The organism is Pseudomonas sp. PDM02 (assembly GCF_014852285.1).
Taxonomy (GTDB): domain Bacteria; phylum Pseudomonadota; class Gammaproteobacteria; order Pseudomonadales; family Pseudomonadaceae; genus Aquipseudomonas; species Aquipseudomonas migulae.
In genome coordinates this window covers 118,433-141,729 of the sequence record NZ_JACVBL010000003.1, presented here as the reverse complement: position 1 = coordinate 141,729, position 23,297 = coordinate 118,433, and the positions used below count along the sequence as shown (strand labels likewise).

The window sequence follows — 23,297 nt, the reverse complement described above, 5'->3', positions numbered from 1 at the left end:
GATGAATCGTAAGCTGCTGATTATCGCTATGTTTTGCAGCGCATCGAGCTTTGCTCAACCCCCCGTTATCAATAATGCCGACATCAGTAATTCGGGCGCGCAGTACCAAGGTAACTTCGCGGTCAACCAGGCTGCCGGCGATCAGCAGCAACAGGCTAATGCCCGGGCCATCGCCATGGGCCATGGCGCCAGCGCGACCACGCAGATTCGCCAACGATTGCATACCGAAGTCGACCCCAGGATGGATGCTCGAGCCAGCATTCAGGGCGACTCCTTCAGCCGCGGCTACGGCGTACTGGGTGTCAACCAGAGCGCCGGTGCCAGCACTCAGCAAGCCAATGCCCTGCGGATAAGCATCAGCAATCAACCGCAAAGTATCGACGACAGCGTCCTCATGCAACAGAACGTGGCGCTGATCAAAAACTCCGATCCGACTGACTCTGCACCAGGCTATCGCCAGGTCTCTACCAGTGACCAGGCATTCACCGGTAGCCGTGGGGTGATTCAGTTGAATCAGAGCGCCGGGGTGGGAAACCGAATGGCCAACACCCTGAACGTACGGGTCGCGGATTGACCCAAACAGTTAGGAACAACACTTAACCTAAAATAAGTACGGAGAATCACCATGAAACCTTCGACGGCACTCAAGCCTCTGGTTTTCGCAATTGCTGCGGTCATGGCTGTTGCTGTACAAGCTGGGCAAAACGATCGGCGTCACGATGACCACCACAATGGCCATCATAACAACGGTCACCACAATCCTCCTCCAATGAAGATCCCTGTTTACGCGACTGCCAATGCCTACGACAAACAAAGCAGCACCAACAATCGCATCCGTAACGAAGGGACTATTAACAAGGCAGAGATGACCGACTCTGCCACAGGCGCCGACGGCAACGTCGGTATCAACGTGGCGGCAGGCGACGGCAACCAACAAGACAACGCTGCCGCCATCGCGAACGCTGGCGCCACTTCCGCTCTGGATAACTCCTTCGTGTTCGGGGTTGCCACTGCCACTGCCAGCGTCAAGCAGTACAGCAACCACAACAAGGTCGACAACTACAACACCACAGCCTCTGCCGTGATGAGCGGATCGGGCAATGGTGGCAACGGCAATATGGGGATCAACATTGCCGGTGGCGACCTGAACCAACAGAAAAACACCATGGCGATTGCCAACTCCAATTCGCCGCTGGGTAACGCAACAGCCACCGCCTCCGCCGATCAGAATGGTCCTGGTCTGGTAGTGAATAACAACGCCGATCGGAACTTCGCCCTGACGACGGTGACGCTAACCACAACCAAAAGCGGTAATTCCTCTTTCAGTCATAACTCCGAGTTGAACATTGATAAGAGCGCGTCCAGCAACTGGACCAAGAAAGGTGCTAGCAGTTTTGACGTCAGTGGCACCAAGCACTTTGAAGCAATCGGATCAAAAAGCACCGACAAGAGCTCCACCAGCCATGCTGCTGTGGAAGCTATGTTGACCGCAGATGCGAATGTTACCAAAACCGTTACTCATAATAACGGCTATGGCGATCGCACTCGCAGCAAGTCTGTCGACCTATCGGTTGACGCATCGCTTAAAGCATCTATCGATACAGAGCACTCAAAATCGACCGACTCTTCGTTCGAGAAGAAGTTCGATTCTTCGTTCTCAAAATCGTTTGACTCTTCGTTCGAGAAATCAGGCGAGAAATCGTCCGCTTCTACCAAACACGAAGAGAAGGGCTACAGCGAAAGCAATGCATGGGAATTGAGCAACACTGTTTCCTATCAAATCCTGACCCCAAATGGCTGGGCTAACCCTGTCACCAACACTGCAACCCTTAGCGGTTCGGTGAATGGCGGCAGTGGCAACCTCGGCGTCAACGTGGCTGCCGGTGTGGGTAACCAACAAAGCAACTCGTTGGCCATTTCCAACCAATCGTTCTGATGGCTGTCTCTGGAGGCCCCCTCACGGGGGCCTTTTTCAACACAACCAGAGGGCGTCCCACCATGCGCATTATCGCCTTGGTACTTTTGCTTTGTGTGTCCAGTGTGATCGAGGCTGCACAAATGCCGCTTTCCGTCCTGCCGGGCGGCGCGGTGGTGTACAAGCCGATCCAGAGCATACGCGAGCGTAAATTTGCCGACCTGGTGCAACAGAAAACCGACTTCAGTTGCGGCGCAGCTGCGCTGGCGACCATATTGCGCCAGGCCTATTGGCTGGACGTGAACGAAGAACAGATCATCGAAGGCATGCTGGCACACGCCGATCAAGACCTTGTCCGCGTTCAGGGCTTCTCCATGCTCGACATGAAGCGTTACGTGGAAAGTATCGGCATGCGGGCCCGTGGCTACCGGGTGGCGCCGGAAACGCTGAACGACATCAGAATTCCGGTCGTGGTCCTCATGGATATCCGTGGCTACAAACATTTTGTGGTCCTGCAAAAAGTCCACAAGGGCTGGGTATACATCGGAGATCCGGTACTCGGTCATAAACGCTACCAAGTCGACGACTTTGTCAAAGGCTGGAACGGCATCATCTTTGCTGTCATTGGCCAGGGCTACGACAAAACCAACGCGCTGCTCGACCCTCCCGTGCCACTGACCGCCAAGAACCGCCTCGACACCTTCAGCCCGGTGCAAGACGCAGAGTTGTTGGACTTCGGATTTATCCGAAGCGACTTCTTCTAATAACAAGGGAGCATGACGCTCCGGGAGCATCTAATGAAGACTCCAATCTGGCTGGCCGTGGCTTGCCTGGCCGCCAGCCTGCCAACCCAGGCACAGACGTTCAAACCTATTGAACTGAGCGATCAGGAACTGGCGAACCTGCGAGGCCGCTATGTCATGCCGGGGCGCGTCATCAGTTTCGGGATTGTCATGACCAGCACCTGGCAAAATGCCAACGGTCAGGTGATCGGGGCAACCTCCTCGATGCAAATTCAACAAACGACCATCAAGCCACAGTTCTATGTGTCGATGATCGATCGGAATGGCGATGGCTCGGCGGTTTCTCAGGGCACCGGGACCGTCAGCGGCGGTAATGGTTTGAGCACTACCCAGGGCGTCACTCAGGTTGTGCGCGCTGCCGGCGACAACAACAGCGCTTACAACAACGTTGATCTCAACGTCAGCAGAGGTAGCCAGGCACCACAGATGGACAACCAGGGGCAAGCGTTGGCCTCGGGCTCAACCCTGAACCACACCAACGGTGCCGGCGCGATGAGTATTTCCGCCACCGGCACGGGCGTGCAGCTCAACATCATCGCCAACAACAACCAGGGCAACACCGTGCAGCGCCTTGCCCAAGGCGGGCTGATGCAAAACGCGACCCTGCTTGGCGGTGGTAACCAGGTCAGAAACATGATGTCGATCAACGTTGTGCTGCGCGACAACCTGCCATCAACCGGTTCAATGAACGGCAATCTGGACCAACTCAAAGGAGTTCGCACTCTAGGATTCTGATCTACGCTCAGTCTCATTAGATGCAGTCAGAAGGGACGGCTAACCCATGCACCGATCTATAACGCTCAGAGCTATCGTTTGTTTGAGTAGCCTGGCCCCGGCCACATTGCTGTACGCAGCACCGGACCCCCAGGTCGAAGCATTAAAACAAGAACTCATGGAGTTGAAACAGCGTTACGAAGCACAACAGAACGCGCTGATGGTACTTGAACAGCGCGTTCGCCAAGTAGAAGAAGCACCTGCGACACCGGCCCCCAAACGCCTGACCAAATCCCCTGCCGAGCCGACCAGGGGTGGCCAGACGGTGGCCGCCGGTGCGCCGGGCACCACGGGCAGTTCATACGGCCAATCGCTCAAAGAAGATGCCGAGCCTGCGCAAAGCGTGTCCAACCTGTATGACGAAGCCAGCGGGTTCTTCGGCGGCGGCAAGTTCAGTGTCGAAACCGGCCTCACCTACACGCACTTCGATACACGCGCGCTGACGCTCAATGGTTTTCTGGCACTGGACTCGATTTTCCTCGGCAACATCAACCTCGACCGCATCAAGGCCGACAACTGGACACTGGACCTGACCGCCCGCTACAACGTGGCGCAACGCTGGCAGTTCGACATTAACGTCCCCGTGGTGTATCGCGAGTCGACGTATTCCTCCGGTGGCGCCGGTGGCGCTGGCCCCGTGACGTCGGACGCAACCGTCACCCGCGACCCGACCATCGGCGATGTGAACGTTGGCGTTGCTTACAAGTTTCTGGATGAGTCGGTCAGTCTGCCAGACGCGGTCTTTACACTGCGCGTCAAGGCACCGACCGGCAAGGACCCTTACGGCATCAAACTGGTCGAAGACCCGAACAACGACAACCTCGCGGTCCCCGAGGACTTGCCTACCGGCAATGGTGTCTGGTCGATCACCCCGGGTATCTCGCTGGTCAAGACCTTCGACCCGGCCGTGCTGTTCGGCACCCTGGCCTACACCTACAATATGGAGGACTCTTTCAGCGACATCAGCCCTCAGGTCGGCTCCAAGGTGAAAGGGGACGTGAAACTGGGCGATTCCTGGCAAGTAGGCGCCGGCATTGCATTCGCCTTGAACGAGAAGATGAGTATGTCGTTCTCGTTCACCGATCAGTTCGCCCGCAAGAGCAAAATCAAGCCCGACGGCGGCGATTGGCAATCAATTTCCAACAGCGATTACAACGCGGCCAACTTCAACATCGGCATGACCATGGCAGCCACCGACAACCTGACGATCGTCCCCAACCTGGCCATCGGCCTGACCGACGACGCGCCAGACTTTTCCTTCAGCCTGAAATTCCCGTACTACTTCTAACCGCTACACCTGAATGAAAAAGGCCCGCTGCGAGGTTCATCGCAGCGGGCCTTTTCGTTTAGCCCCGCCCTAACGGATCTGGTGCTTGTGCAGCAGTCGGTAGAAGGTTGGCCGCGACACGCCCAGCACTCGGGCGGCGACACTCAGGTTGTCGCTGTGGCGGTTCAATACATCGCACAACGCCTGCCGTTCGGCGCGGGTCTTGTAGTCTTCGAGGGTGCCCATCGGTGCGGCGATTGTATGCTGGCTGATCAGCCCGAGGTCACGCGCCTCGATCTGCCGGCCTTCCGCCAGAACCAGCCCGCGACGTACACGGTTGGCCAGCTCCCGCACGTTGCCCGGCCAGTCGTGCTTGCCCATGGCGATCAGTGCGTCCTCGCTGAAACTGCGCGGACGGCGACCGGTTTCATGGCTGTAGAAATGGGAGAAATGGTTGGCCAGCATCGACAGATCGCCATGCCGCTCACGCAGCGGTGCGGTGACCACTTGCAGCACGTTGAGACGGTAATACAAATCCTCGCGGAAGCGTTTCTTCTCGATGGCCGCTTCAAGGTCGACGTGGGTCGCCGCCAACACCCGCACATCGACCGGAATCGGCTGGCTGCCGCCCACGCGTTCGATGTGTTTTTCCTGGAGAAAACGCAGCAGGTTGGCTTGCAGCTCCAGCGGCAGGTCACCGATCTCGTCGAGAAACAGAGTGCCGCCATTGGCCGCTTCGATCCGCCCGACCTTACGCTGATGGGCGCCGGTAAAGGCGCCTTTCTCGTGGCCGAACAATTCGGACTGGATCAGGTGTTCGGGAATTGCGCCGCAATTGATCGCGACAAAGGGTTTGCTGTGGCGCTGGGATTGCCGATGGAGGGTGCGGGCGACCAGTTCTTTACCGGTCCCGCTTTCGCCGCGAATCAACACCGGAGATTCGGTTGGCGCCAGTTTGCTCAGCAGTTTGCGCAGTTCGCGAATCGGTTTGCTGTCACCGAGCAGCTCGTGTTCCGGCTGATCGATGTGAACCGTGCCTTGACCGCGCAAGCGCGCCATACCGAACGCCCGACCCAGCGTCACCTGAACCCGGGAGACATCGAACGGCAAGGTGTGGAAATCGAAAAACCATTCGCAGACGAAGTCCCCGACGTTTTGCAGCCGCAGGACTTCCTGGTTGAGCACAGCGATCCATTCGGTGCCGCTGCGGCTGATCAGTTCCTTGACCGCATCGGGGTGCTCCAGATGAAAAGGCTGGAGCCGCAACAGGCCGACGTCGCAGGTTCGGTCAGCGGCATTTTCCAGCGTACAGCTATCAACGTCCCAACCTACAGAACGCAGACCTGGCAGCAGGCGATGACAGTCGTCGCAAGGGTCCACTACTAACAGACGTCGTAACGCAGGCGCTTCGATCATGACTGTTCCTTGACGCCAAATTTTATGAAATTTTATTAAAAACAATCATTTGGCGGATCTGGCTGTAACACTAGCAAGAATTTGACACTGTCTTGTATCGATTGACTATAGGAAGTGCGCGCAAGCAGTTATAAGAAGCAACTTTATTAGTTACCTAACGACTCGAACCTTTCACCCAGCTTTCAAAAGCCGTCGAAACCTCGAACCGATGAAAGAAAGTTGAAAATTCTTTTAATTGTATGTGACCCACCCACCGGTTGCGGGCATCAGTACAAGTAACCAGCCGAACGGTAAGCCCAACCGACGGCACATCACTTGATTGGGCATACAGAGAGAAGACCCCATGACCGCCCCGCTCCGTATCAACGAAGCTCTTTTGATTGCCGACCGCGCGTTCAAGCCATTTCAATGCGTGGCCTGGGCCCCACAAGACGGCAACGGCGAACTCAGCCTGACCGTCATCGACCGCACCAACACCTGCATTCGCAAGCAGATCCCAAGCAGTGCCTATACCGACCCGGCACAATTGGAACATGTTCTGGAAGAAGCCCGTAAAGAGCTGAGCCAGGAAGGTTACACGCTGCAATCGTGGTCGATGCCGCACTAATCTTTTTGCGGATTACTTATCGGTAATCCGCACCCTCCTCCATGATCGTTAGTTTGCCGGCCTTGCCAGCAGACAACACGCGCAACATTTATTTGTACCTGAACGCGGCCAAATACTTGGCAGGCTTGTCAGTGGGTCGAAAAGACACTGTTCTGGCACAAAACGACCCTCCGTCTGTTAGTTATTACAGTTGTGCAACCAATCATTCAGGGATTGAATGTTTCTACTATAAGTCGCCCCCCCAACTCCTGGATCAAGACGACTCGCAAGGAGATGCGTGCATGTCAACCCAGACCGCTGTGGTCCTGCCTGCGACGCTGAGCGCCGCCGGGGAGCTCGACAAAACCTTTGCCAGCGCCGGCAAAACCCAGGTGTATTTCGCCGGCAGCACGTCGAGCATGGCCACCGGCGTCGCGATTGATTCACAAGGCCGGCTGCTCGTCGCGGCCAAGGTCGGAACCCCGAGCGGCAGCCGCTTCGGTGTGGCCCGCCTGCTTGCGGATGGCTCGGCGGATCTGGCGTTCGGCAAACAAGGCAGTGTCATCAGCCAGTTCGAACCCGGCTTCGAGTCCATGGGTGGCAAAGTGCTGATCCGGCCCGACGGGTGCATTCTGTTGGCCGGCCTGCACTATGAAAATGAGCACCAGACACTGCCTGCCCTCGCCTTGTTCGATCAGCAAGGCAAACCGGCCCCCGACTTTGGCGACAACGGACGCCTTGTCGTACGCCTGCCGGGCAATCTTTCCCGGGGCGTGCGGGATGCCTGGCTTCCCCCCGGCGTACCGGGCGCCGAAGCCTGTGATGTGTGCGTGCAGGAAGACGGCCGGATGGTCCTGCTGGCCAATCATCATTTTGAACTGGCCGATCACGTCGGCCTGCTGGTGCGACTAAACCCCGACGGTTCGCTGGACGACACCTTCAACGGTCGTGGCTTCGTCCTGGTCAGACACCTGCTGATGAACACCTGGCTCAGCAGCCTGCTGGTGCAACGCGACGGCCGGATTCTGGTGGGCGGCTCGATCAACTTCCCTGAAGAAGGCCTGCTTGCGCGCTATCTAAGCGACGGCAGCCTGGACGACCGTTTCGCCGTGGATGGCTTCATGAGTTTCTTGGCACAAGGGCGTCACGCCCAGGTCAGCCAGGTCGTCCAGCAGGCCAACGGCGACCTGCACTGTTTTGGCAGCAGCCGCGACCCGATGCATTGCATGGCCTTGAAAGTACACAGCAACGGTCGCCCGGACATCCATTGCAACGGTGGCCAGCCGCATTTGCTGGGGATCGGCCACAGTGGCTGCCAGTGGACCGCCGCCCACGCCCTTGCAGACGGGCGTGTGCTGACCGTTGGCGCGACCATCGGTGGTGTCGAAGCCGACTTCATCCTGGCCCGGCATCGTCCTGACGGACAACTCGACGAGCTGTTCGGCAAAGGCATCGGCTGGGTCCGTACCCGCCTGGGTCGCAGCCTGGATACCGCAACGTCGCTGGCCGTGCAGGACGACGGCAACATTGTCGTAGGCGGCTATTCGCTGGATGGCAACTACCGGGCAATCGTCGCTCGCTATCTGGGATAGGCCTGCCGAGCTTTCCTGCGCTTGATCTTCCGTACCGCTTGCGGCAAGTTGCGCGCTTCTTAATACAAGGAGCAGCCGATGTCCGGCTCAATGGCCCAGGCGTTCGCGCATAATTTTCTCGGGCACTCACCTCGCTGGTACAAGGCCAGTATTGTCGGTTTCCTGATTCTCAATGCCCTGGTGCTGTGGACCGTGGGTCCGGTAGCGGCCGGTTGGCTGCTGGTGCTGGAATTCATCTTCACCCTGGCCATGGCGCTCAAGTGCTATCCGCTGATGCCGGGCGGCTTGCTGCTGGTCGAAGCGCTGTTGCTGAAGATGACCACGCCCCAGGCGCTGTATGACGAACTGCTGCACAACTTCCCGGTGATTCTGCTGCTGATGTTCATGGTGGCCGGCATCTACTTCATGAAAGACCTGCTGCTGTTTCTGTTTTCGCGCCTGCTGCTCGGCGTTCGCTCCAAAGCCATGCTGGCGTTGATGTTCTGCTTTCTTTCGGCGTTCCTCTCGGCTTTTCTCGATGCCTTGACCGTGACCGCCGTGATCATCAGTGCCGCCGTGGGGTTTTACTCGGTGTATCACCGTGTCGCTTCGGGTAATGATCCGCGCCAGGACAGCGAATTCAACGATGACCAGCACCTGCCAACGCTGCATCACGGGGATCTCGAACAGTTCCGCGCCTTCCTGCGCAGCTTGCTGATGCACGGCGCCGTGGGCACTGCACTGGGTGGCGTTTGCACGCTGGTCGGTGAGCCGCAGAACCTGCTGATCGGCCACGAAATGGGTTGGCACTTCTCTGAGTTCTTCCTGAAAGTCGCCCCGGTTTCCATGCCGGTGCTGGTGGCGGGCCTGGTGACCTGCGTGCTGCTGGAGAAACTGCGCTGGTTCGGTTACGGCACGCTCCTGCCAGACAACGTGCGCGCGGTGCTGGCCAATTACGCCGCCGAAGACAACGCCCAACGCACCTCACACCAACGCGCTGCGCTGATCGTTCAGGGGCTGGCGGCACTGATACTGATTGCCGCCCTGGCGTTCCATATTGCCGAAGTCGGTTTGATCGGCTTGATGGTGATCGTGCTGATTACCGCATTCACGGGCATCACTGACGAGCACCGCATCGGCAACGCCTTCAAGGACGCCATGCCGTTCACGGCGCTGTTGGTGGTGTTTTTCGCGGTAGTGGCGGTGATTCACGACCAGCAGTTGTTCACGCCGCTGATCCAGTGGGTGCTGGCGCTGCCGGCGAATCAGCAACCGGGCATGCTGTTTATTGCCAACGGTTTGCTCTCGGCGATCAGCGACAACGTGTTCGTCGCGACCATTTACATCACCGAAGTGAAACAGGCGTTCATCTCCGGCCACATGAGCCGTGAGCATTTCGAGACACTGGCGATTGCGATCAACACCGGCACCAACCTGCCGAGCGTGGCGACGCCGAATGGCCAGGCAGCGTTTCTGTTTCTGCTGACGTCGGCGATTGCCCCGCTGATTCGCCTGTCGTATGGGCGGATGGTGTGGATGGCGTTGCCGTATACGGTGGTGATGGGTGTGCTGGGGTGGTATGCGGTGAGTTTCTGGCTTTGAGTTGGCAGGTTTGACGCCTTCGCGGGCAAGCCTCGCTCCTACAGATTCACCGCTAACTTGTAGGAGCGAGGCTTGCCCGCGAAGAACGATAACGCGGTTAACCTGCGTTGAGGATGTACCGCTCGATCGCCTGCGCTGCGCCGTCTTCGGTATTGGCCCCGGTCACTACGTCGGCCTGACGCTTCACCGCCTCCTCCGCCTGCCCCATGGCAATCGACAATCCGGCGCGATGAAACATCGCCGGGTCATTGCCGCCATCGCCCATGGCGGCGGTCTGCCCGAGCGACACGCCGAGAAACTCCGCCAGTGTCGCCAGTGCGTCCCCCTTGTTTGCCTGCATCGCGGTCACGTCGAGGTACACCGGCTGCGAGCGTGACACCTGCGCCTGGCCCTCGACCCTGGGCAGCAACTGCGCCTCAAGCTCAATCAACAACTGCGTGTTGTTGCTCGCCGCGACGATCTTGTCGATGTATTCCAGATAGGGCTCGAAACTCTCCACCACCACGGGCGGATACCCCAGGCCGTGCTGTTCCCGCGGCACCATGGGGCCATTCGAGTCTTTCACCAGCCAGTCGCCGCCGCTGAACACCCACACCTCGATGTCCGGCAGATCGGCAAACTGTGTCAACGTGGTCAGCGCGGCCGTTGCCGGCAAATAATGCGCGACCAGCAAACTGCCGTCGGGGTTTACGATGGTGCCGCCATTGAACGCCGCCGTCGGCAGATCGACGCCCAAGGCTTCGATCTGCTGCAGCATGGCTTTCGGCGGCCGGCCGGTGGCCAGGCTGAACAGCACGCCCGACTCACGCAACGAACGGACCGCATCGATGGTGCGCTGACTGAGGCTGTGATCGGGCAGCAACAATGTGCCGTCCATGTCACTGAGCAAAAAGCGGATGGGTTGTTGCGTTTCGTCACTCATCCGAGGCTATGCCAGACGCGACCATCGCGAGTCAGCAGGTCTTCTGCCGCCGCCGGCCCGTCTTCGCCCGCCGCGTAAGTCTGCACGCTCGCATCCTGCTGCCAGGCATCGAGAAACGGTTGCACGGCACGCCAGCCGTTCTCGATGTTGTCGGCGCGCTGGAACAGCGTCTGATCGCCGGTCAGGCAATCGTAGATCAGGGTTTCGTAGCCGGTGGACGGCTGCATTTCGAAGAAATCCTTGTAGGCAAAACCCAGTTCGATATTGGCCATTTTCAACGCGGGGCCGGGGCGTTTGGCCAACAGGTCGAACCACATGCCTTCGTTGGGTTGAATCTGAATCCGCAGATAAGTCGGTTGCAGCTCATCGACCTCGGTATCACGGAACTGCGCGTAAGGCGCCGGTTTGAAGCAGATGACAATCTCGGTGTCGCGCACGCTCATGCGCTTGCCAGTGCGCAGGTAGAACGGCACGCCGACCCAACGCCAGTTGTCGATCATGACTTTGAGCGCGACATAGGTTTCCGTCGTGCTGTCAGGCGCTACGTTGTTTTCCTGGCGATAACCCGCCAACGGCTTGCCGTCGATTTCGCCGGCGGCGTATTGGCCGCGCACCGAATTGGCCCGTGCCTCTTCGGTGGACCAGGGACGGATCGCCCCCACCACTTTGGCTTTCTCGCCGCGAACCGCATCGGCGCCAAAGGCAGCCGGCGGTTCCATGGCCACCATCGCCAATAGCTGGAACAGGTGATTGGGCACCATGTCCCGCAGGGCGCCGGTGTGTTCATAAAAACTGCCACGGGTTTCCACGCCGACGGTTTCCGCGGCGGTGATCTGTACGTGGTCGATGTAATGGTTGTTCCAGAACGCTTCGAACAGGCTGTTGGAGAACCGGCTTATCAGAATGTTCTGCACGGTTTCCTTGCCCAGATAGTGATCGATCCGGTAGATCTGGTTTTCCGTCATGACCTTGAGCAAGCATGCGTTCAAGGCTTCGGCGGTATGCAGGTCAGAGCCGAACGGCTTTTCGATGACTACCCTTCTGAACGCTTCCGGCGTCTCTTGCAGCAAACCGGCAGCGCCGAGACGACGCACCACTTCGCTGAAGAAACGAGGCGCGGTGGCCAGGTAGAACACCGCGTTGCCGGTGCCGCTGGCGGCGATTTTCGCCGCCAGCGCCTGATACGTGCTGTCGTCCAGGAAGTCGCCCTGGACGTAGCTGATGCCTTTGGCCAGTTTGGCCCACAACGCTGGGTCAAGGGCTTGATCGCCCTTGCCGACCTTGCTTGCCACTTCGGCCCGAATGAAGTCTTCGAGCTTCTGGGCAAACGCTTCGTCGGTGATGGCGTTGTGGTCGACGCCGATGATCCGCAGTCCATCGCCAAGCAGACCGTCGCGACTCAGGTTGTACAGCGCCGGCATCAGCAAGCGCTTGACCAGGTCACCGTGGGCACCGAACAGGAACAGCGTGGTCGGTGGTGCGGGTTCTGCCTTGGATTTATTGCGGATCAAACGGGTCATTTTTTCGCAGTCTCCACGTGGCCGCCGAAGCCGAAGCGCTGGGCCGAGAGGATCTTGTCGCCAAAAGTGCCTTGGCCGCGCGAGCGATAGCGGGCGAACAGCGAGTTCGACAGCACCGGCACCGGTACCGCTTGTTCCATGGCCGCTTCAATGGTCCATTGACCTTCCCCGCTGTCCGCAACGGAACCGGAGAAATTATCGAGCTGCGGATCGGCAGCCAGGGCATCGGCGGTCAGGTCGAGCAGCCACGACGAGACCACGCTGCCACGACGCCAGACTTCGGCGATGTCGCCGACGTTCAGGTTGAAGCGCTGGTCTTCCGGCAGGTTGGTGCTGGCCTTCGTCTTGAGGATGTCGAAGCCTTCGGCGAAGGCCTGCATCATTCCGTACTCGATGCCGTTGTGGATCATTTTCACGAAATGGCCGGAACCCGCGGGGCCGGCGTGGATATAACCGCGTTCGGCGCGATCGTCGTCCGACTTGCGGTCCTTGGTGCGCGGGATGTCACCCATGCCAGGCGCCAGGCTGTCGAACAGTGGATCGAGGCGTTTAACCACTTCGGCTTCGCCACCGATCATCATGCAGTAACCGCGCTCCAGGCCCCAGACGCCGCCGGAGGTGCCGACGTCGATGTAGTGCAGGCCTTTTTCCGAGAGGTTTTTTGCCCGGCGAATATCGTCCTTATAGAAGGTGTTGCCGCCGTCGATGATGGTGTCGCCGGCTTCAAGCAAGGTGCTCAGGGTGTCGATGGTGTCTTCGGTCGGTGCGCCTGCCGGCAGCATGATCCAGACCGCTCGTGGTTTGGCCAGGCCGGCGACCAGGGCCGGCAGGTCGGTGACGCCCTTGGCGCCTTCGGCGGCCAGGGTGTCGACGAAGGCGGTATTGCGGTCGTAAACAACGGTGGTGTGCCCGTTGAGCATCAGGCGCCGCGCAATATTGCCGCCCATGCGGCCCAGTCCAATAATCCCGAGTTGCATGTGCTGATGCTCCCTACTACAAATAAATGTGTGTCAAAGGTTATAGCCCAACGCGACTAATGAGGGTTAGTCCAGAGCGTTGGCATGAAGTTTCCGGGCATTGTGCCCGATCCTGATTGATAACGTCGGGAATCGTGCCGAAGACACAACGACCACGAAAAATAAAAAAGTTCCCTTCCGGGACAAAAGAAATCAAAATCAGCGCCGATAGTAAATCAGCACCGATGTCGGGGCGGATTTACAGTTGAGGCAAGCCATTTGCGAGGTGAGCAATGGGCACAGTACAAGCAGCACGGCCAGCACAAACCCTTTACGTCACGATCCGTCGTGATGAATTGCGCCAGTTGAAAGACGAACGCGACCAGCTCAAACAGGAAGTCGAGCAATTGCGCCTGCTGACGCAAGGTATCCAGGCTCAGCCGATGCCTGTCACTTTGCGCGCCCCCCACGCCTGATCCCCTCGCCTGAATCGGAAGCAGCCAATCGCTGTTTCCGATACGCCATCACGATTTACCCGCGCTCAGCAGCTCACAAAACTTTCACACGCCCTTGTTGATACTCCGGTCCTTTATGGCCGCCCGGTATCTGCGCGGCGCCTGTTCGTCGGCGACCTTCCCGTCCCGGCGGTGGAAGTGATTTCTGGCTGGAGCACGCAATGGCTTTGTATGAACGCAGCAATTCGACTGCGGACAAGTTTGATTGGGCAGGGTTTCTCTGGCTGTTTCTGTTCTTCTGGTATTTCTCCGGCATTACCCAACTGCTGATCCAATTGACGGGCACCTCCGGGTTCAGCGGTTTCCGCCAAGCCTTCACCATGAGCGCCATCTGGCTGGCGCCGATGCTGCTGTTTCCCCGCAAGACGCGTGTATTGGCGGCGCTGATCGGCGTGGTGCTGTGGGCCTGTTCCATGGCCAGTCTCGGTTACTTCTTCATCTATCAGCAGGAATTTTCCCAGAGCGTCATCTTCATCATGTTCGAGTCGAACATCTCTGAAGCCGGCGAGTACATGACCCAGTATTTTGCCTGGTGGATGGTGGCGGCATTTGTTGCCCACACGCTGTTCGCCTATTTCCTGTGGACCCGCTTGCGCCCGGTGTACATGCCCCGTGGTCGCGCATTGGTCGCCGCGACCGCCATTCTGGTGGCCGTGGTGGGTTATCCGCTGGCCAAGCAGACCGTTCACACCGGCAGTTTCGCCAGTGGTTTCGAGAAGTTCGAAACCCGTATCGAACCGGCAGTGCCGTGGCAGATGGCCGTGGCCTATCACCGCTACCTCGACACCCTGGCCGACATGCAGGGCATGCTCGACAGCGCGAGCAAGATTCCACCGCTGCACAATTTCAAGGATTCGATGGCCAATCAGCCCGCCACCCTGGTGTTGGTGATCGGCGAATCCACCAACCGTCAGCGCATGAGTCTCTACGGCTACCCGCGTGAAACCACGCCGGAACTGGACAAGCTCAAGGACCAACTGGCGGTCTTCGACAACGTCATCACCCCGCGCCCTTACACCATCGAGGCATTGCAGCAGGTCCTGACGTTCGCCGACGAAGAAAACCCGGACCTGTTCCTGTCGACGCCGTCGCTGGTCAGCATGATGAAACAGGCGGGCTACAAGACCTTCTGGATCACCAACCAGCAAACCATGACCAAGCGCAACACCATGCTCACGACCTTCTCCGAGCAGGCCGACGAGCAGGTGTACCTGAACAACAACCGCAACCAGAACGCCGCCCAGTACGATGGCGACGTGATCGAGCCGTTCAACAAGGCCCTGGCCGACGCGGCGCCACGCAAGTTGATCGTTGTGCATTTGCTCGGCACACACATGAGCTATCAGTACCGCTACCCATCGACCTTCGACAAGTTCAAGGACCGCAACGGCGTTCCGGCTGGCGTGCGTGACGATCAGTTGCCGACCTACAACAGCTATGACAACGCGGTGCTGTACAACGACTTCGTGGTTTCAAGCCTGATCAAGGATTACGCCAAGACCGATCCTAACGGCTTTCTGCTGTACCTTTCCGACCACGGCGAAGACGTTTTCGACTCTGCTGGTCACAACACGCTGGGTCGCAATGAGGCCAAGCCGACGGCACCGATGTACACCATTCCATTCATGGCCTGGGCCTCGCCGAAATGGCGCGAAAGCCATGACTGGAGCTTCGCCGGTGATTTGGGGCGGCCGTACAGCAGCTCGCACCTGATCCATACCTGGGCCGATCTGGCGGGGCTGAGCTTCGATGAACTGGATCGCAGCAAGAGCGTGGTCAGCGACAGTTTCAAGCCGCGCCCACTGCTGATCGGCAATCCTTATGAGCGCGAGCAGAAAGCGCTGATCGACTTCAGCCTGATCAAACCCAAGGTGAAGCCGACCCCGGCAGTCGCTCAGCAGTAGATCTGTAGGAGCGATGCTTGCTCGCGAAGGGGTTGGCCCAGTCAGCATAGATGTTGAATCTGCCGACCTCTTCGCGAGCAAGCTTCGCTCCTACAATTTCTCCGAAAGATAATAATAATTCTCGTTTATAACTAAATACCCCCGCCCTCCTTCGTCTTTGAACAAACGGAATTTTTTCATTGACGACAAGGAGTCGGCTGCGATGTTCGCGCCTATCACCCGTTCCATGACCTTTACCCTTGGGTTTTGCAGTGCCGTACTAAGCCCGGACCTGCTGGCTGAAACCGACCCGGACAAACAACCCTCCGCCCTGGTACTCGGTGCCACCAGCGTCACGGCCCAAGGCTTGGGCAGCACCACCGAAAACACCGGGTCGTACACCACCGGCGCCATGAGCACCGCCACCCGCCTGAACCTGTCGATCAAGGAGACGCCACAATCGGTGTCCGTGATCACGCGCCAGCAAATGGACGACTTCAAACTCGACACGCTCTCCGACGCCATGCGCCAGACCACGGGCGTGGTGGTTCAGCACAACGACTCGGACCGGGTCGTCTTTTCCTCCCGCGGCTACACGATCAACAATTTCCAGATCGACGGGATGCTCAACACCTTCAACTACATGAAGTCCGATTCCGACACCATCATCTATGACCGCATCGAAGTCGTGCGCGGTGCAACCGGCCTGACCACGGGCGCAGGCGACCCTTCGGCCACCATCAACATGGTGCGCAAGCGTCCGACGTCGCAGTGGGAAGCCAAAACCGGTGTCAGCGGTGGCAGTTATGACGATTACTACAGTTACGTCGATGTCGGCGGGCCGCTGGCGTTCGACGGACGCTTGCGCGGGCGCAGCGTGCTGGCCTATCGCGACAGTCATTCGGTGCGCGACAAGTATCAGCTGCAACGGGAAGTCGGCTACGGGATTCTCGAAGCCGACCTGACCGACGATACGCTGCTCGCCGTGGGTTATGACTATCAGGACAAACAGGTGCAGGGCACCTCCTGGGGAACCGTGCCCTACTGGAACGCAGACGGCAGCAAAGCCAACCTCGGCCGCTCCACCAACATGGCCACCCCCTGGAGTTCCTGGCCGCTGAAAGACAAGACCGCGTTCGCCACGCTGGATCAGCAACTGGGGATGGGCTGGCACCTCAAGGCGGCTTACACCCATCGCGAAAGCGACACCGACGGCAAGATTTACTACGGCGGTGGCGGCTTCCCCGAGGCGGATCGCAGCGGCATGATCGCCAACGTCAGCCACATGATCGGCACGCAAAAAATGAAGGCTTATGACTTCAACGTGTCCGGACCCTATTCATTGTTCGGGCGTGAGCACGAAATGATGCTCGGGTATGGCGAAGCCGAACGCAGCGACGAAAGCCCACACACCGTCGATGGCGCCCGCGCGAAGGACTACGAAAACGTACCCGACTGGAAGTACATGGGCGGCATCCCCAAATTCCCCGACACCGTCACCAGCCTGCGTGGCTCCAGCGACAACACCCGCCAAAAGGCCGGTTACCTGGCCACTCGCCTGACGTTGACCGACGATCTGCACGCCGTCCTCGGCAGCCGCTATGGCAGCTGGAAAGCGTCGAAAACGGCTAACAGTTACACCGACAATCTGCAGTTGAGCGAGTCCGAAGTTACCCGCCAGCAACACAACGACCTATGGACGCCATACGCCGGACTGCTTTACGACCTGACGCCCGAATACACGGCTTACATCAGCTACACCGATATCTTCAAGCCACAAACCAACCGCGACAGCAGCCGCAAGTACCTCGAACCGGTGGTGGGCAGCAACTATGAACTTGGCCTCAAGGGCAGCCTGCTGGAAGAGCGACTGAACCTCGCCACCGCTGTGTTCTGGAGCAAACAGGACAATGTCGCCGAACGCGACGATTCGGTGCCGCCGGACCCGGTTACTGGCGAGGAGTTCTACACCTCCAGCGGTAAGGGCAACAAGGTTCAGGGGTTCGAAGCCGAGCTCTCCGGCGAGGTCATGCCGCACTGGAACATGACCGCCGGTTACACCTACACCCACTCGGTCAATGGCGAGGAAAAACGCACCAATACCAGTCAGCCGCTGAACCTGCTTCGGGTGTCGACTTCGTATCGCTTGCCTGGCGACTGGCAGGCCCTGACCGTGGGCGGTGCAGTGAACTGGCAAAGTGACGTTTACCGCGCCGCCAATCGCCCGGTCGGACGCAACGCCGCTGGCAATGTGATAACTGAACGCACAAACATCCGGCAAGGCGCCTACACCGTGGTCAACCTGATGTCACGTTACGAGTTCGACCCGCACCTGTCCGCCTCGCTCAACGTCGAGAACCTGTTCGACAAGAAGTATTACGACAACGTCGGTTTCTATAACGGTGTGTATTGGGGTGATCCGCGTACGGTGACACTGAGCCTGGACTGGAAACTCTAGGCGCAGTTAATTCCCAATCGACGAAATCGGCAGATAATGTTCTCGCGACATTGCTTCATGGATGAAAAGCACCCGATATCCGTTTTGGGAGGCGAACCATGAAATGTACACCCTTGATCGTTGCCGGCCTGATGACGTTCGTTTCGGTCAGCGCATTTGCCGAAGGTGGCGCAGAACGCATGCGCTATTACTACGAAAGCCTGCGGCTCAGCCAACAGGAGAATCAAAGCCAGCAAACCGCTGAGGTCCGGGTTCCGGACGATCAAACGGCGCAAGTGACTGAGCATTACAAACGCTAGATGTAGGAGCCAGGCTTGCCGGCGAAGGCGATTTCAAATACGCCTTCGCCGGCAAGCCTGGCTCCTACGAAGAGCGCGATGCTACAACGCCTTGGTCCAGAACAGCATCCGGCCGTGCTCCGGATCGAACATGCCGGCGCTGAAGCCGAATTTAGCGTAGGACGACTGCGCCACGGCATTGCCTTCCAGCACCTCCAGCGTGATTTTGCAGCAGCCGCGCTGACGGGCGATTTCCTCGACCTTTTGCAGCATCTTCTGGCTCAGGCCCAATCCGCGAAACTGTTTCACCACCACTACGTCATGCACGTTGACCAATGGCCGACACGCAAACGTCGAAAAACCTTCAAAGCAATTGACCAGCCCTGCCGGTTCACCCCCGACGAACGCCAGCACGCTGTACGCATGGGGACGTTTGGCGAGTTCCCCCGGAAGGTGCTCCAGCACCTCGGCCGGCAAAGAATGACCGATACCCATCGGGTCCTCGGCGTAATGATTCAACACCTGACCTATCGCCTCGGCATGCACCGGATTGGTGTAACTGGCCTGAAGCACTAGAATTTCTGCGGATTCCATTTCCACCTCGATTACACATGAATTGCCCCGGCGCGCAGATCGCGCCGCAGGGCACAGCGACCCTATCGCGAGTCCCGTTCATCGCGCAATCTTTAAACAGAGGTGCCCCAGATCAATGCTTCGGTCCACCCCAGTTCGGCGAAATCCGCCGCCCTCAGGCCCGACTCCCCGGCGCAGAAAAACTCGTCCAGTTGTGGTGGCGCAACCGACGTGCCGCTGAGCATGGCGTGTACCTGCCCGCGATGATGGATCTGATGCTCGAGCAGATGAGACAGCAGGCGCAAACGGCTGTCGTATTGCGGCGTGTCTCGGGCGATTGTCACGATCTTGCCCAGGTCGGCGTCGCGCATTTGCTCGCAGTAGGCGATCAAGCGGCGGTCAACCTGGGCCTGTTCGCGCTGCAGGTCTGCGGCAGCGGTGAACGGCTCGTCTTTGTTGAAGAACACTGTGCATTCAGGATGCGGAACATCGCCACGCAACTCCCGCTCCAGCGCATCCATGTAAAACCAGTCGCAGGTCAGGATGTGGTTGAGGGTCGCACGCAGGCTGGGGAAGAAACTGACGCGCGGCGCCGCCAGCTCCTCTGCGCTCAACTGGCTCCAGGCCTTGGCCAGTCGATGATTGGCCCAGGCGTTCTGATAAGCCATGGTCAGCAAATGGTGGGACAAGGGCTGATTCATGTTCGCGGCTCCTTGGGTTCAAGCGTCGGCGAAACGTTGCAGCTGCATTTCCTGTAGGCGACTGAGTGTGCGGCGGAACGGGAATTCCAGATAGCCTTCGGTGTAGAGCGATTCCATCGGCACCTGGGCTTCGAGGTACAGCGGCACTTTGCGGTCATAGCATTCGTCCACCAACGCGATGAAGCGCCGCACACCGTCGTCGTGCACCGACAATTGCGGCAACTCGCGATCACCCGCCACCACCCGCTCGACCCCGTCTTCGGTGCCACGGGCAATGCGGCCGGCGCGTTTTTGCGCGCTGAGGTTGGGCACGTCACTCAACAGAATAGCCCTGAAGGTGTCGCACAGGGCCATGAAATCCATGGCGGCAAAGGGTTGTTCACAGAGGTCGGCGTATCGGCTCCAGAGCACGGTTTCACTGGCCTGCACCACATTCAGCGAGCGGTAACCGACCTTGATCGGTTCACTGGAGACTGACTGCCCGGCGGTCAGCGCCTTGAACACATCCTCCAACGCGCCGGGTTGCCCTGGCGCGGCGACCCAATAGCGTTGCAAACCAGCGCCGGGATGCAGGCGATGATCTTCGCCGCCATCCACCGCGATCACCTGCATGTGCTGCTTGATCGCCTCGATCGCGGGCACGAAGCGGTCGCGGTTGAAGCCATCGGCGTACAGCATGTCCGGCGGCTGATTGGACGTGCAAACCACCACCACGCCCTCCTCGAACATCACCTGAAACAAGCGCCCGAGAATGATTGCGTCGCCAATGTCGTTGACGAACAGCTCATCGAAACACAACACGCGGACTTCTTCGCTCAGCTCGCGGGCCAGGGCTTTGAGTGGATCAGCGGTGCCGGTCAGCTGAAACGAGCGTTGATGCACCCACCCCATAAAATGGTGAAAGTGCTGGCGCCGGGCCGGGACCTGCAGGCTTTGGTAAAACTGATCCATCAGCCAGGTCTTGCCACGCCCGACGGGGCCCCACAGGTACACGCCCGTGACCGGTTTCTGACCTTCATGCAACGCTTCATAGCATTTTTGCAGCGCCCAGACGGCATGTTCCTGGGCTTCGTCCTGGACGAAGCCCTTCTGTTCGATGGCGTGTTGCCAGGCGCTTAACGGGGAGTCGGCATTCATGCGCGGCAGTATGCCATCGTGACGCGACGTCTACAGTGAAATGTCCAGCCGGGCGATCTTGCCCTGCTCGTTCAGGCGAAACATGTAGCGCAATTCCAGCGGGCTGCCGGGAAACGTCCCGGAGATCAGGTTGTGCACCAGCACCTTGCCGGTGCGCTGTTGCACGTCGAGCACTTCGACCTTTGGCTGGTAACGCCGGGCGGTGTCTTGCATCCATTGGGCGATGGCCTGGGTGCCAATCCGGTGTTGACCTTCATCGAACACATTGGCGTCCTCAGCGAAAAAACTGGCGACCGTCGAGGTGTCGCGGGCATTGGCGGCAGCAATGTAAGCGGCGATGGCGGGCGCCAGTGCAGAGGCAGGATGGGACATGGTGACAGCTCCTTGTTGGTTGATTCTGACACCATGCTAGAACACGCCTGTGTCAGTTCTTGTCAGGAGTGAAACGCCCGGCTTCATCCAGTTGCATCTGCTTGCGCCAGGTGCGCAGCAGATCGCTGCGCCGCCCCGGATAACGCTCGCCCTGCTCGCTCGCCGCCGAAATCCGGTCGGTACGAAAAGTCCGATAGGCGCCGCGCAACTCACACCAGGCGACGATGATCCGCACTTCATTGAGAAACCCCAGCGCCAGCGGCCAGATCAGCCGCTGACTCGGCACTTGCTGTGCGTCCGCATAGTCGATGTGCAGCTTGGCCTGATCGCGAATCGCCTGGCGAAACGCATTCAGCGGCACGGCATTTGGCGCGAAGCCATAACCGGGCGGGCCCGGCATCACCGTCGGGTTGCGCAGAGCGTCCAGCGCTTCGGGGGCGAGTACCGCAGCAATCTTGGCCAGCGCATCGGCCGCCGCTTTGCTCAACACTTCATCGCCGCGCTGATCCACGTAACGCAGCCCCAGCACGATGGCTTCGGTTTCATCGGCATTGAGCATCAACGGCGGCAGGAACAAACCGCTGCGCAACACGTAACCGATCCCCGCCTCACCGTAGATCGGCGCGCCCAGTGCGGTGAGTTCCGCGATGTCGCGATAGAGCGTACGCTCGGAAATCTCAAGCTCGCTGGCGAGTGTCGCCGCCGTGACCGGACGACTTTTGCCGCGCAGCACTTGCAACAAAGTAAGTAAACGCGTGGTGCGAGACACGATCGGCAGGCTCTTTTCGGAAAGGATGTCGCAGATTAGCAGAGCCTCCTGTCAGAAAGTGGCAGTAACCACGGGCCCGTTTTGCCACTCATGAAAAAGCACCTTGACTGAATACATGACTGGCATCATCTTTAATACATGTCTTACGACATCTATATTGATCCGTAGCGTCTTCCTTCAGGAGTCATCCCATGCATTACAAGGTGTTCGGCCGAAAAACCGGCCTGCGTGTCGCGGAACTGGCGCTGGGTGCCGGTAACTTTGGTACCGGTTGGGGTCATGGCGCCGAGCGCGATGAAGCCAAGCGCATCTTTGATGGCTACCTGGAGGCCGGCGGTAATTTCATCGACACCGCCAATGGCTATCAGGGTGGCCAGTCGGAAGCCATGCTCAGCGAGTTTATCGCCGCAGAGCGCGATCGCCTGGTCATCGCCACCAAATACACGTTGGGGACTACACCGGCCGCAGGCATTTCCCACACCGGCAACAACCGCAAGAACATGGTCCGCGCCGTGGAAGAAAGCCTGACACGGCTCAAGACCGACCACATCGACCTGTTCTGGGCGCACATGAGCGACGGTGTCACGCCCATGGAAGAAATCCTCCGTGGTTTTGATGATCTGGTGCGCGCCGGCAAGATTCATTATGCCGGGCTGTCGAACTTCCCGGCCTGGCGCATCGCCCGCGCCGATCTGCTGGCTGAAGTTCGCGGTTTTGCGCCGATTGCCGCCATTCAGGTCGAGTACAGCCTCGCCGAGCGCACAGCTGAACGTGAACAACTGCCGATGGCCGAAGCGTTGGGGCTGGCCGCGACCTTATGGTCGCCGCTGGGTGGCGGGTTCCTGACCGGCAAATACCGCACCAACGACGAGAACAGCCGTGCCGCCAAACTGGGCATGCTGGTACACGCCGAGAAAAGTGCCCGCGAAACCGCCCTGCTCGACACCTTGCTCGCGGTCGCGGCGGAGCTGGACGCCAGCCCGACGCACGTGGCCATTGCCTGGCTGCGGGAAAAAGCCAAACGCTCGACCACGGCGCTGATTCCGATTCTGGGTTCGCGTACGCGTGAGCAGCTGGATGCGACGTTGGGCGCGTTGGATGTGCAGTTGAGTGCCGATCAGTTGTCGCGGCTGGATGGCATCAGCGAAGTGGCGAAGGGCGTGCCGCATGAGTCCATTGCCGGTTCTTTTGCACGGTTCAGCGGGGGCGAAACCCTGGACCTGCCAATAATCCCGGTCGCCTGAAAAAGCTTCGCGGGCAAGCCTCGCTCCTACAGGTC

22 protein-coding genes are annotated in these 23,297 nt (G+C 59.0%); 13 read left to right on the top strand and 9 right to left on the bottom strand.

The annotated features are described in order from the left end of the window. Nucleotide 1 precedes the first annotated feature (1 nt). The 5 genes from IB245_RS07060 to IB245_RS07040 all read left to right on the top strand — a co-directional run bounded on the left by IB245_RS07060 (nucleotide 2) and on the right by IB245_RS07040 (nucleotide 4,780). On the top strand, nucleotides 2–574 hold the full coding sequence (locus IB245_RS07060; RefSeq protein WP_192227105.1) for an adhesin: 573 nt from the start codon (nucleotides 2–4) through the stop codon (nucleotides 572–574). Nucleotides 575–625: 51 nt separating this feature from the next. Next, nucleotides 626–1,936 carry a hypothetical protein gene (locus IB245_RS07055; protein ID WP_008040269.1) on the top strand — a complete coding sequence of 437 codons (1,311 nt, stop codon included), beginning with the start codon at nucleotides 626–628 and terminating at the stop codon, nucleotides 1,934–1,936. Between the two features lie 62 nt (nucleotides 1,937–1,998). Continuing rightward, a complete protein-coding gene (locus IB245_RS07050) occupies nucleotides 1,999–2,679 on the top strand; it encodes a C39 family peptidase (protein WP_192227104.1) in 681 nt (226 codons plus the stop codon). A 33-nt stretch (nucleotides 2,680–2,712) separates the two neighbouring features. After that, the gene (locus tag IB245_RS07045) at nucleotides 2,713–3,453 is read left to right on the top strand and encodes a hypothetical protein (RefSeq protein ID WP_008040265.1); all 741 of its coding nucleotides are present in this window, start codon (nucleotides 2,713–2,715) and stop codon (nucleotides 3,451–3,453) included. 46 nt (nucleotides 3,454–3,499) lie between these two features. Next, a complete protein-coding gene (locus IB245_RS07040; RefSeq protein ID WP_008040263.1) occupies nucleotides 3,500–4,780 on the top strand; it encodes a transporter in 1,281 nt (426 codons plus the stop codon). 69 nt (nucleotides 4,781–4,849) lie between these two features. Here IB245_RS07040 and IB245_RS07035 read toward each other — a convergent pair whose 3' ends face one another. Further along, a complete protein-coding gene (locus tag IB245_RS07035; RefSeq protein WP_008040261.1) occupies nucleotides 4,850–6,175 on the bottom strand; it encodes a sigma-54 dependent transcriptional regulator in 1,326 nt (441 codons plus the stop codon). A gap of 343 nt (nucleotides 6,176–6,518) precedes the next feature. On the opposite strand from IB245_RS07035, the gene IB245_RS07030 reads away from it, so the two are divergent. From IB245_RS07030 to nhaB, 3 genes are all read left to right on the top strand, one after another. Beyond that, a complete protein-coding gene (locus IB245_RS07030) occupies nucleotides 6,519–6,782 on the top strand; it encodes a hypothetical protein (protein ID WP_008040259.1) in 264 nt (87 codons plus the stop codon). Nucleotides 6,783–7,063: 281 nt separating this feature from the next. Continuing rightward, nucleotides 7,064–8,353, top strand: a complete 1,290-nt coding sequence (locus tag IB245_RS07025) for a hypothetical protein (RefSeq protein WP_192227103.1) — start codon at nucleotides 7,064–7,066, stop codon at nucleotides 8,351–8,353. A 78-nt stretch (nucleotides 8,354–8,431) separates the two neighbouring features. Continuing rightward, nucleotides 8,432–9,934 carry a sodium/proton antiporter NhaB gene (gene nhaB / locus IB245_RS07020; RefSeq protein WP_008029909.1) on the top strand — a complete coding sequence of 501 codons (1,503 nt, stop codon included), beginning with the start codon at nucleotides 8,432–8,434 and terminating at the stop codon, nucleotides 9,932–9,934. A 97-nt stretch (nucleotides 9,935–10,031) separates the two neighbouring features. Here nhaB and IB245_RS07015 read toward each other — a convergent pair whose 3' ends face one another. From IB245_RS07015 to gnd, 3 genes are read right to left on the bottom strand one after another with little or no spacing between them, the layout of a single operon-like run. Further along, nucleotides 10,032–10,856 carry an HAD family hydrolase gene (locus tag IB245_RS07015; RefSeq protein ID WP_192227102.1) on the bottom strand — a complete coding sequence of 275 codons (825 nt, stop codon included), beginning with the start codon at nucleotides 10,854–10,856 and terminating at the stop codon, nucleotides 10,032–10,034. Then, on the bottom strand, nucleotides 10,853–12,376 hold the full coding sequence (zwf, locus tag IB245_RS07010) for a glucose-6-phosphate dehydrogenase (RefSeq protein ID WP_008029913.1): 1,524 nt from the start codon (nucleotides 12,374–12,376) through the stop codon (nucleotides 10,853–10,855). Before zwf ends, IB245_RS07015 begins: the two co-directional genes overlap by 4 nt. Beyond that, nucleotides 12,373–13,353, bottom strand: coding sequence for a phosphogluconate dehydrogenase (NAD(+)-dependent, decarboxylating) (gnd, locus tag IB245_RS07005; RefSeq protein WP_192227101.1), 981 nt, complete (start codon nucleotides 13,351–13,353; stop codon nucleotides 12,373–12,375). Before gnd ends, zwf begins: the two co-directional genes overlap by 4 nt. Before the next feature lie 272 nt (nucleotides 13,354–13,625). Between gnd and IB245_RS07000 the strand changes: the two genes are divergently transcribed. The 4 genes from IB245_RS07000 (at nucleotide 13,626) to IB245_RS06985 (ending at nucleotide 18,487) form a co-directional block, all read left to right on the top strand. Then, nucleotides 13,626–13,808: a DUF6026 family protein gene (locus tag IB245_RS07000; protein WP_008029917.1), complete on the top strand. Its 183-nt coding sequence runs from the start codon at nucleotides 13,626–13,628 to the stop codon at nucleotides 13,806–13,808. A gap of 200 nt (nucleotides 13,809–14,008) precedes the next feature. Beyond that, complete coding sequence (locus IB245_RS06995) at nucleotides 14,009–15,751, top strand: phosphoethanolamine transferase CptA (protein WP_192227100.1); 1,743 nt, start codon at nucleotides 14,009–14,011, stop codon at nucleotides 15,749–15,751. 202 nt (nucleotides 15,752–15,953) lie between these two features. Then, nucleotides 15,954–18,188, top strand: a complete 2,235-nt coding sequence (locus IB245_RS06990; RefSeq protein ID WP_192227099.1) for a TonB-dependent siderophore receptor — start codon at nucleotides 15,954–15,956, stop codon at nucleotides 18,186–18,188. A 98-nt stretch (nucleotides 18,189–18,286) separates the two neighbouring features. Further along, on the top strand, nucleotides 18,287–18,487 hold the full coding sequence (locus IB245_RS06985; RefSeq protein WP_192227098.1) for a hypothetical protein: 201 nt from the start codon (nucleotides 18,287–18,289) through the stop codon (nucleotides 18,485–18,487). Nucleotides 18,488–18,568: 81 nt separating this feature from the next. Here the strand turns inward: IB245_RS06985 and IB245_RS06980 are convergent, their stop codons facing one another. The 5 genes from IB245_RS06980 to IB245_RS06960 form a co-directional block, all read right to left on the bottom strand. Continuing rightward, nucleotides 18,569–19,060, bottom strand: coding sequence for a GNAT family N-acetyltransferase (locus IB245_RS06980; protein ID WP_192227097.1), 492 nt, complete (start codon nucleotides 19,058–19,060; stop codon nucleotides 18,569–18,571). Nucleotides 19,061–19,152: 92 nt separating this feature from the next. Then, nucleotides 19,153–19,740 (bottom strand): DinB family protein, encoded by a 588-nt coding sequence (locus tag IB245_RS06975; protein WP_192227096.1) that lies wholly within the window; start codon nucleotides 19,738–19,740, stop codon nucleotides 19,153–19,155. Between the two features lie 18 nt (nucleotides 19,741–19,758). Further along, entirely contained in the window at nucleotides 19,759–20,877 is a 1,119-nt protein-coding gene (gene zapE / locus IB245_RS06970; RefSeq protein ID WP_192227095.1) for a cell division protein ZapE, read from the bottom strand. A gap of 30 nt (nucleotides 20,878–20,907) precedes the next feature. Beyond that, nucleotides 20,908–21,249: a nuclear transport factor 2 family protein gene (locus IB245_RS06965; RefSeq protein WP_008040238.1), complete on the bottom strand. Its 342-nt coding sequence runs from the start codon at nucleotides 21,247–21,249 to the stop codon at nucleotides 20,908–20,910. 52 nt (nucleotides 21,250–21,301) lie between these two features. Further along, entirely contained in the window at nucleotides 21,302–22,018 is a 717-nt protein-coding gene (locus IB245_RS06960) for a helix-turn-helix transcriptional regulator (protein ID WP_192227094.1), read from the bottom strand. 191 nt (nucleotides 22,019–22,209) lie between these two features. Here IB245_RS06960 and IB245_RS06955 point away from each other — a divergent pair, with 191 nt between their 5' ends. Then, entirely contained in the window at nucleotides 22,210–23,262 is a 1,053-nt protein-coding gene (locus IB245_RS06955) for an aldo/keto reductase (RefSeq protein WP_192227093.1), read from the top strand. Nucleotides 23,263–23,297: the final 35 nt, after the last annotated feature.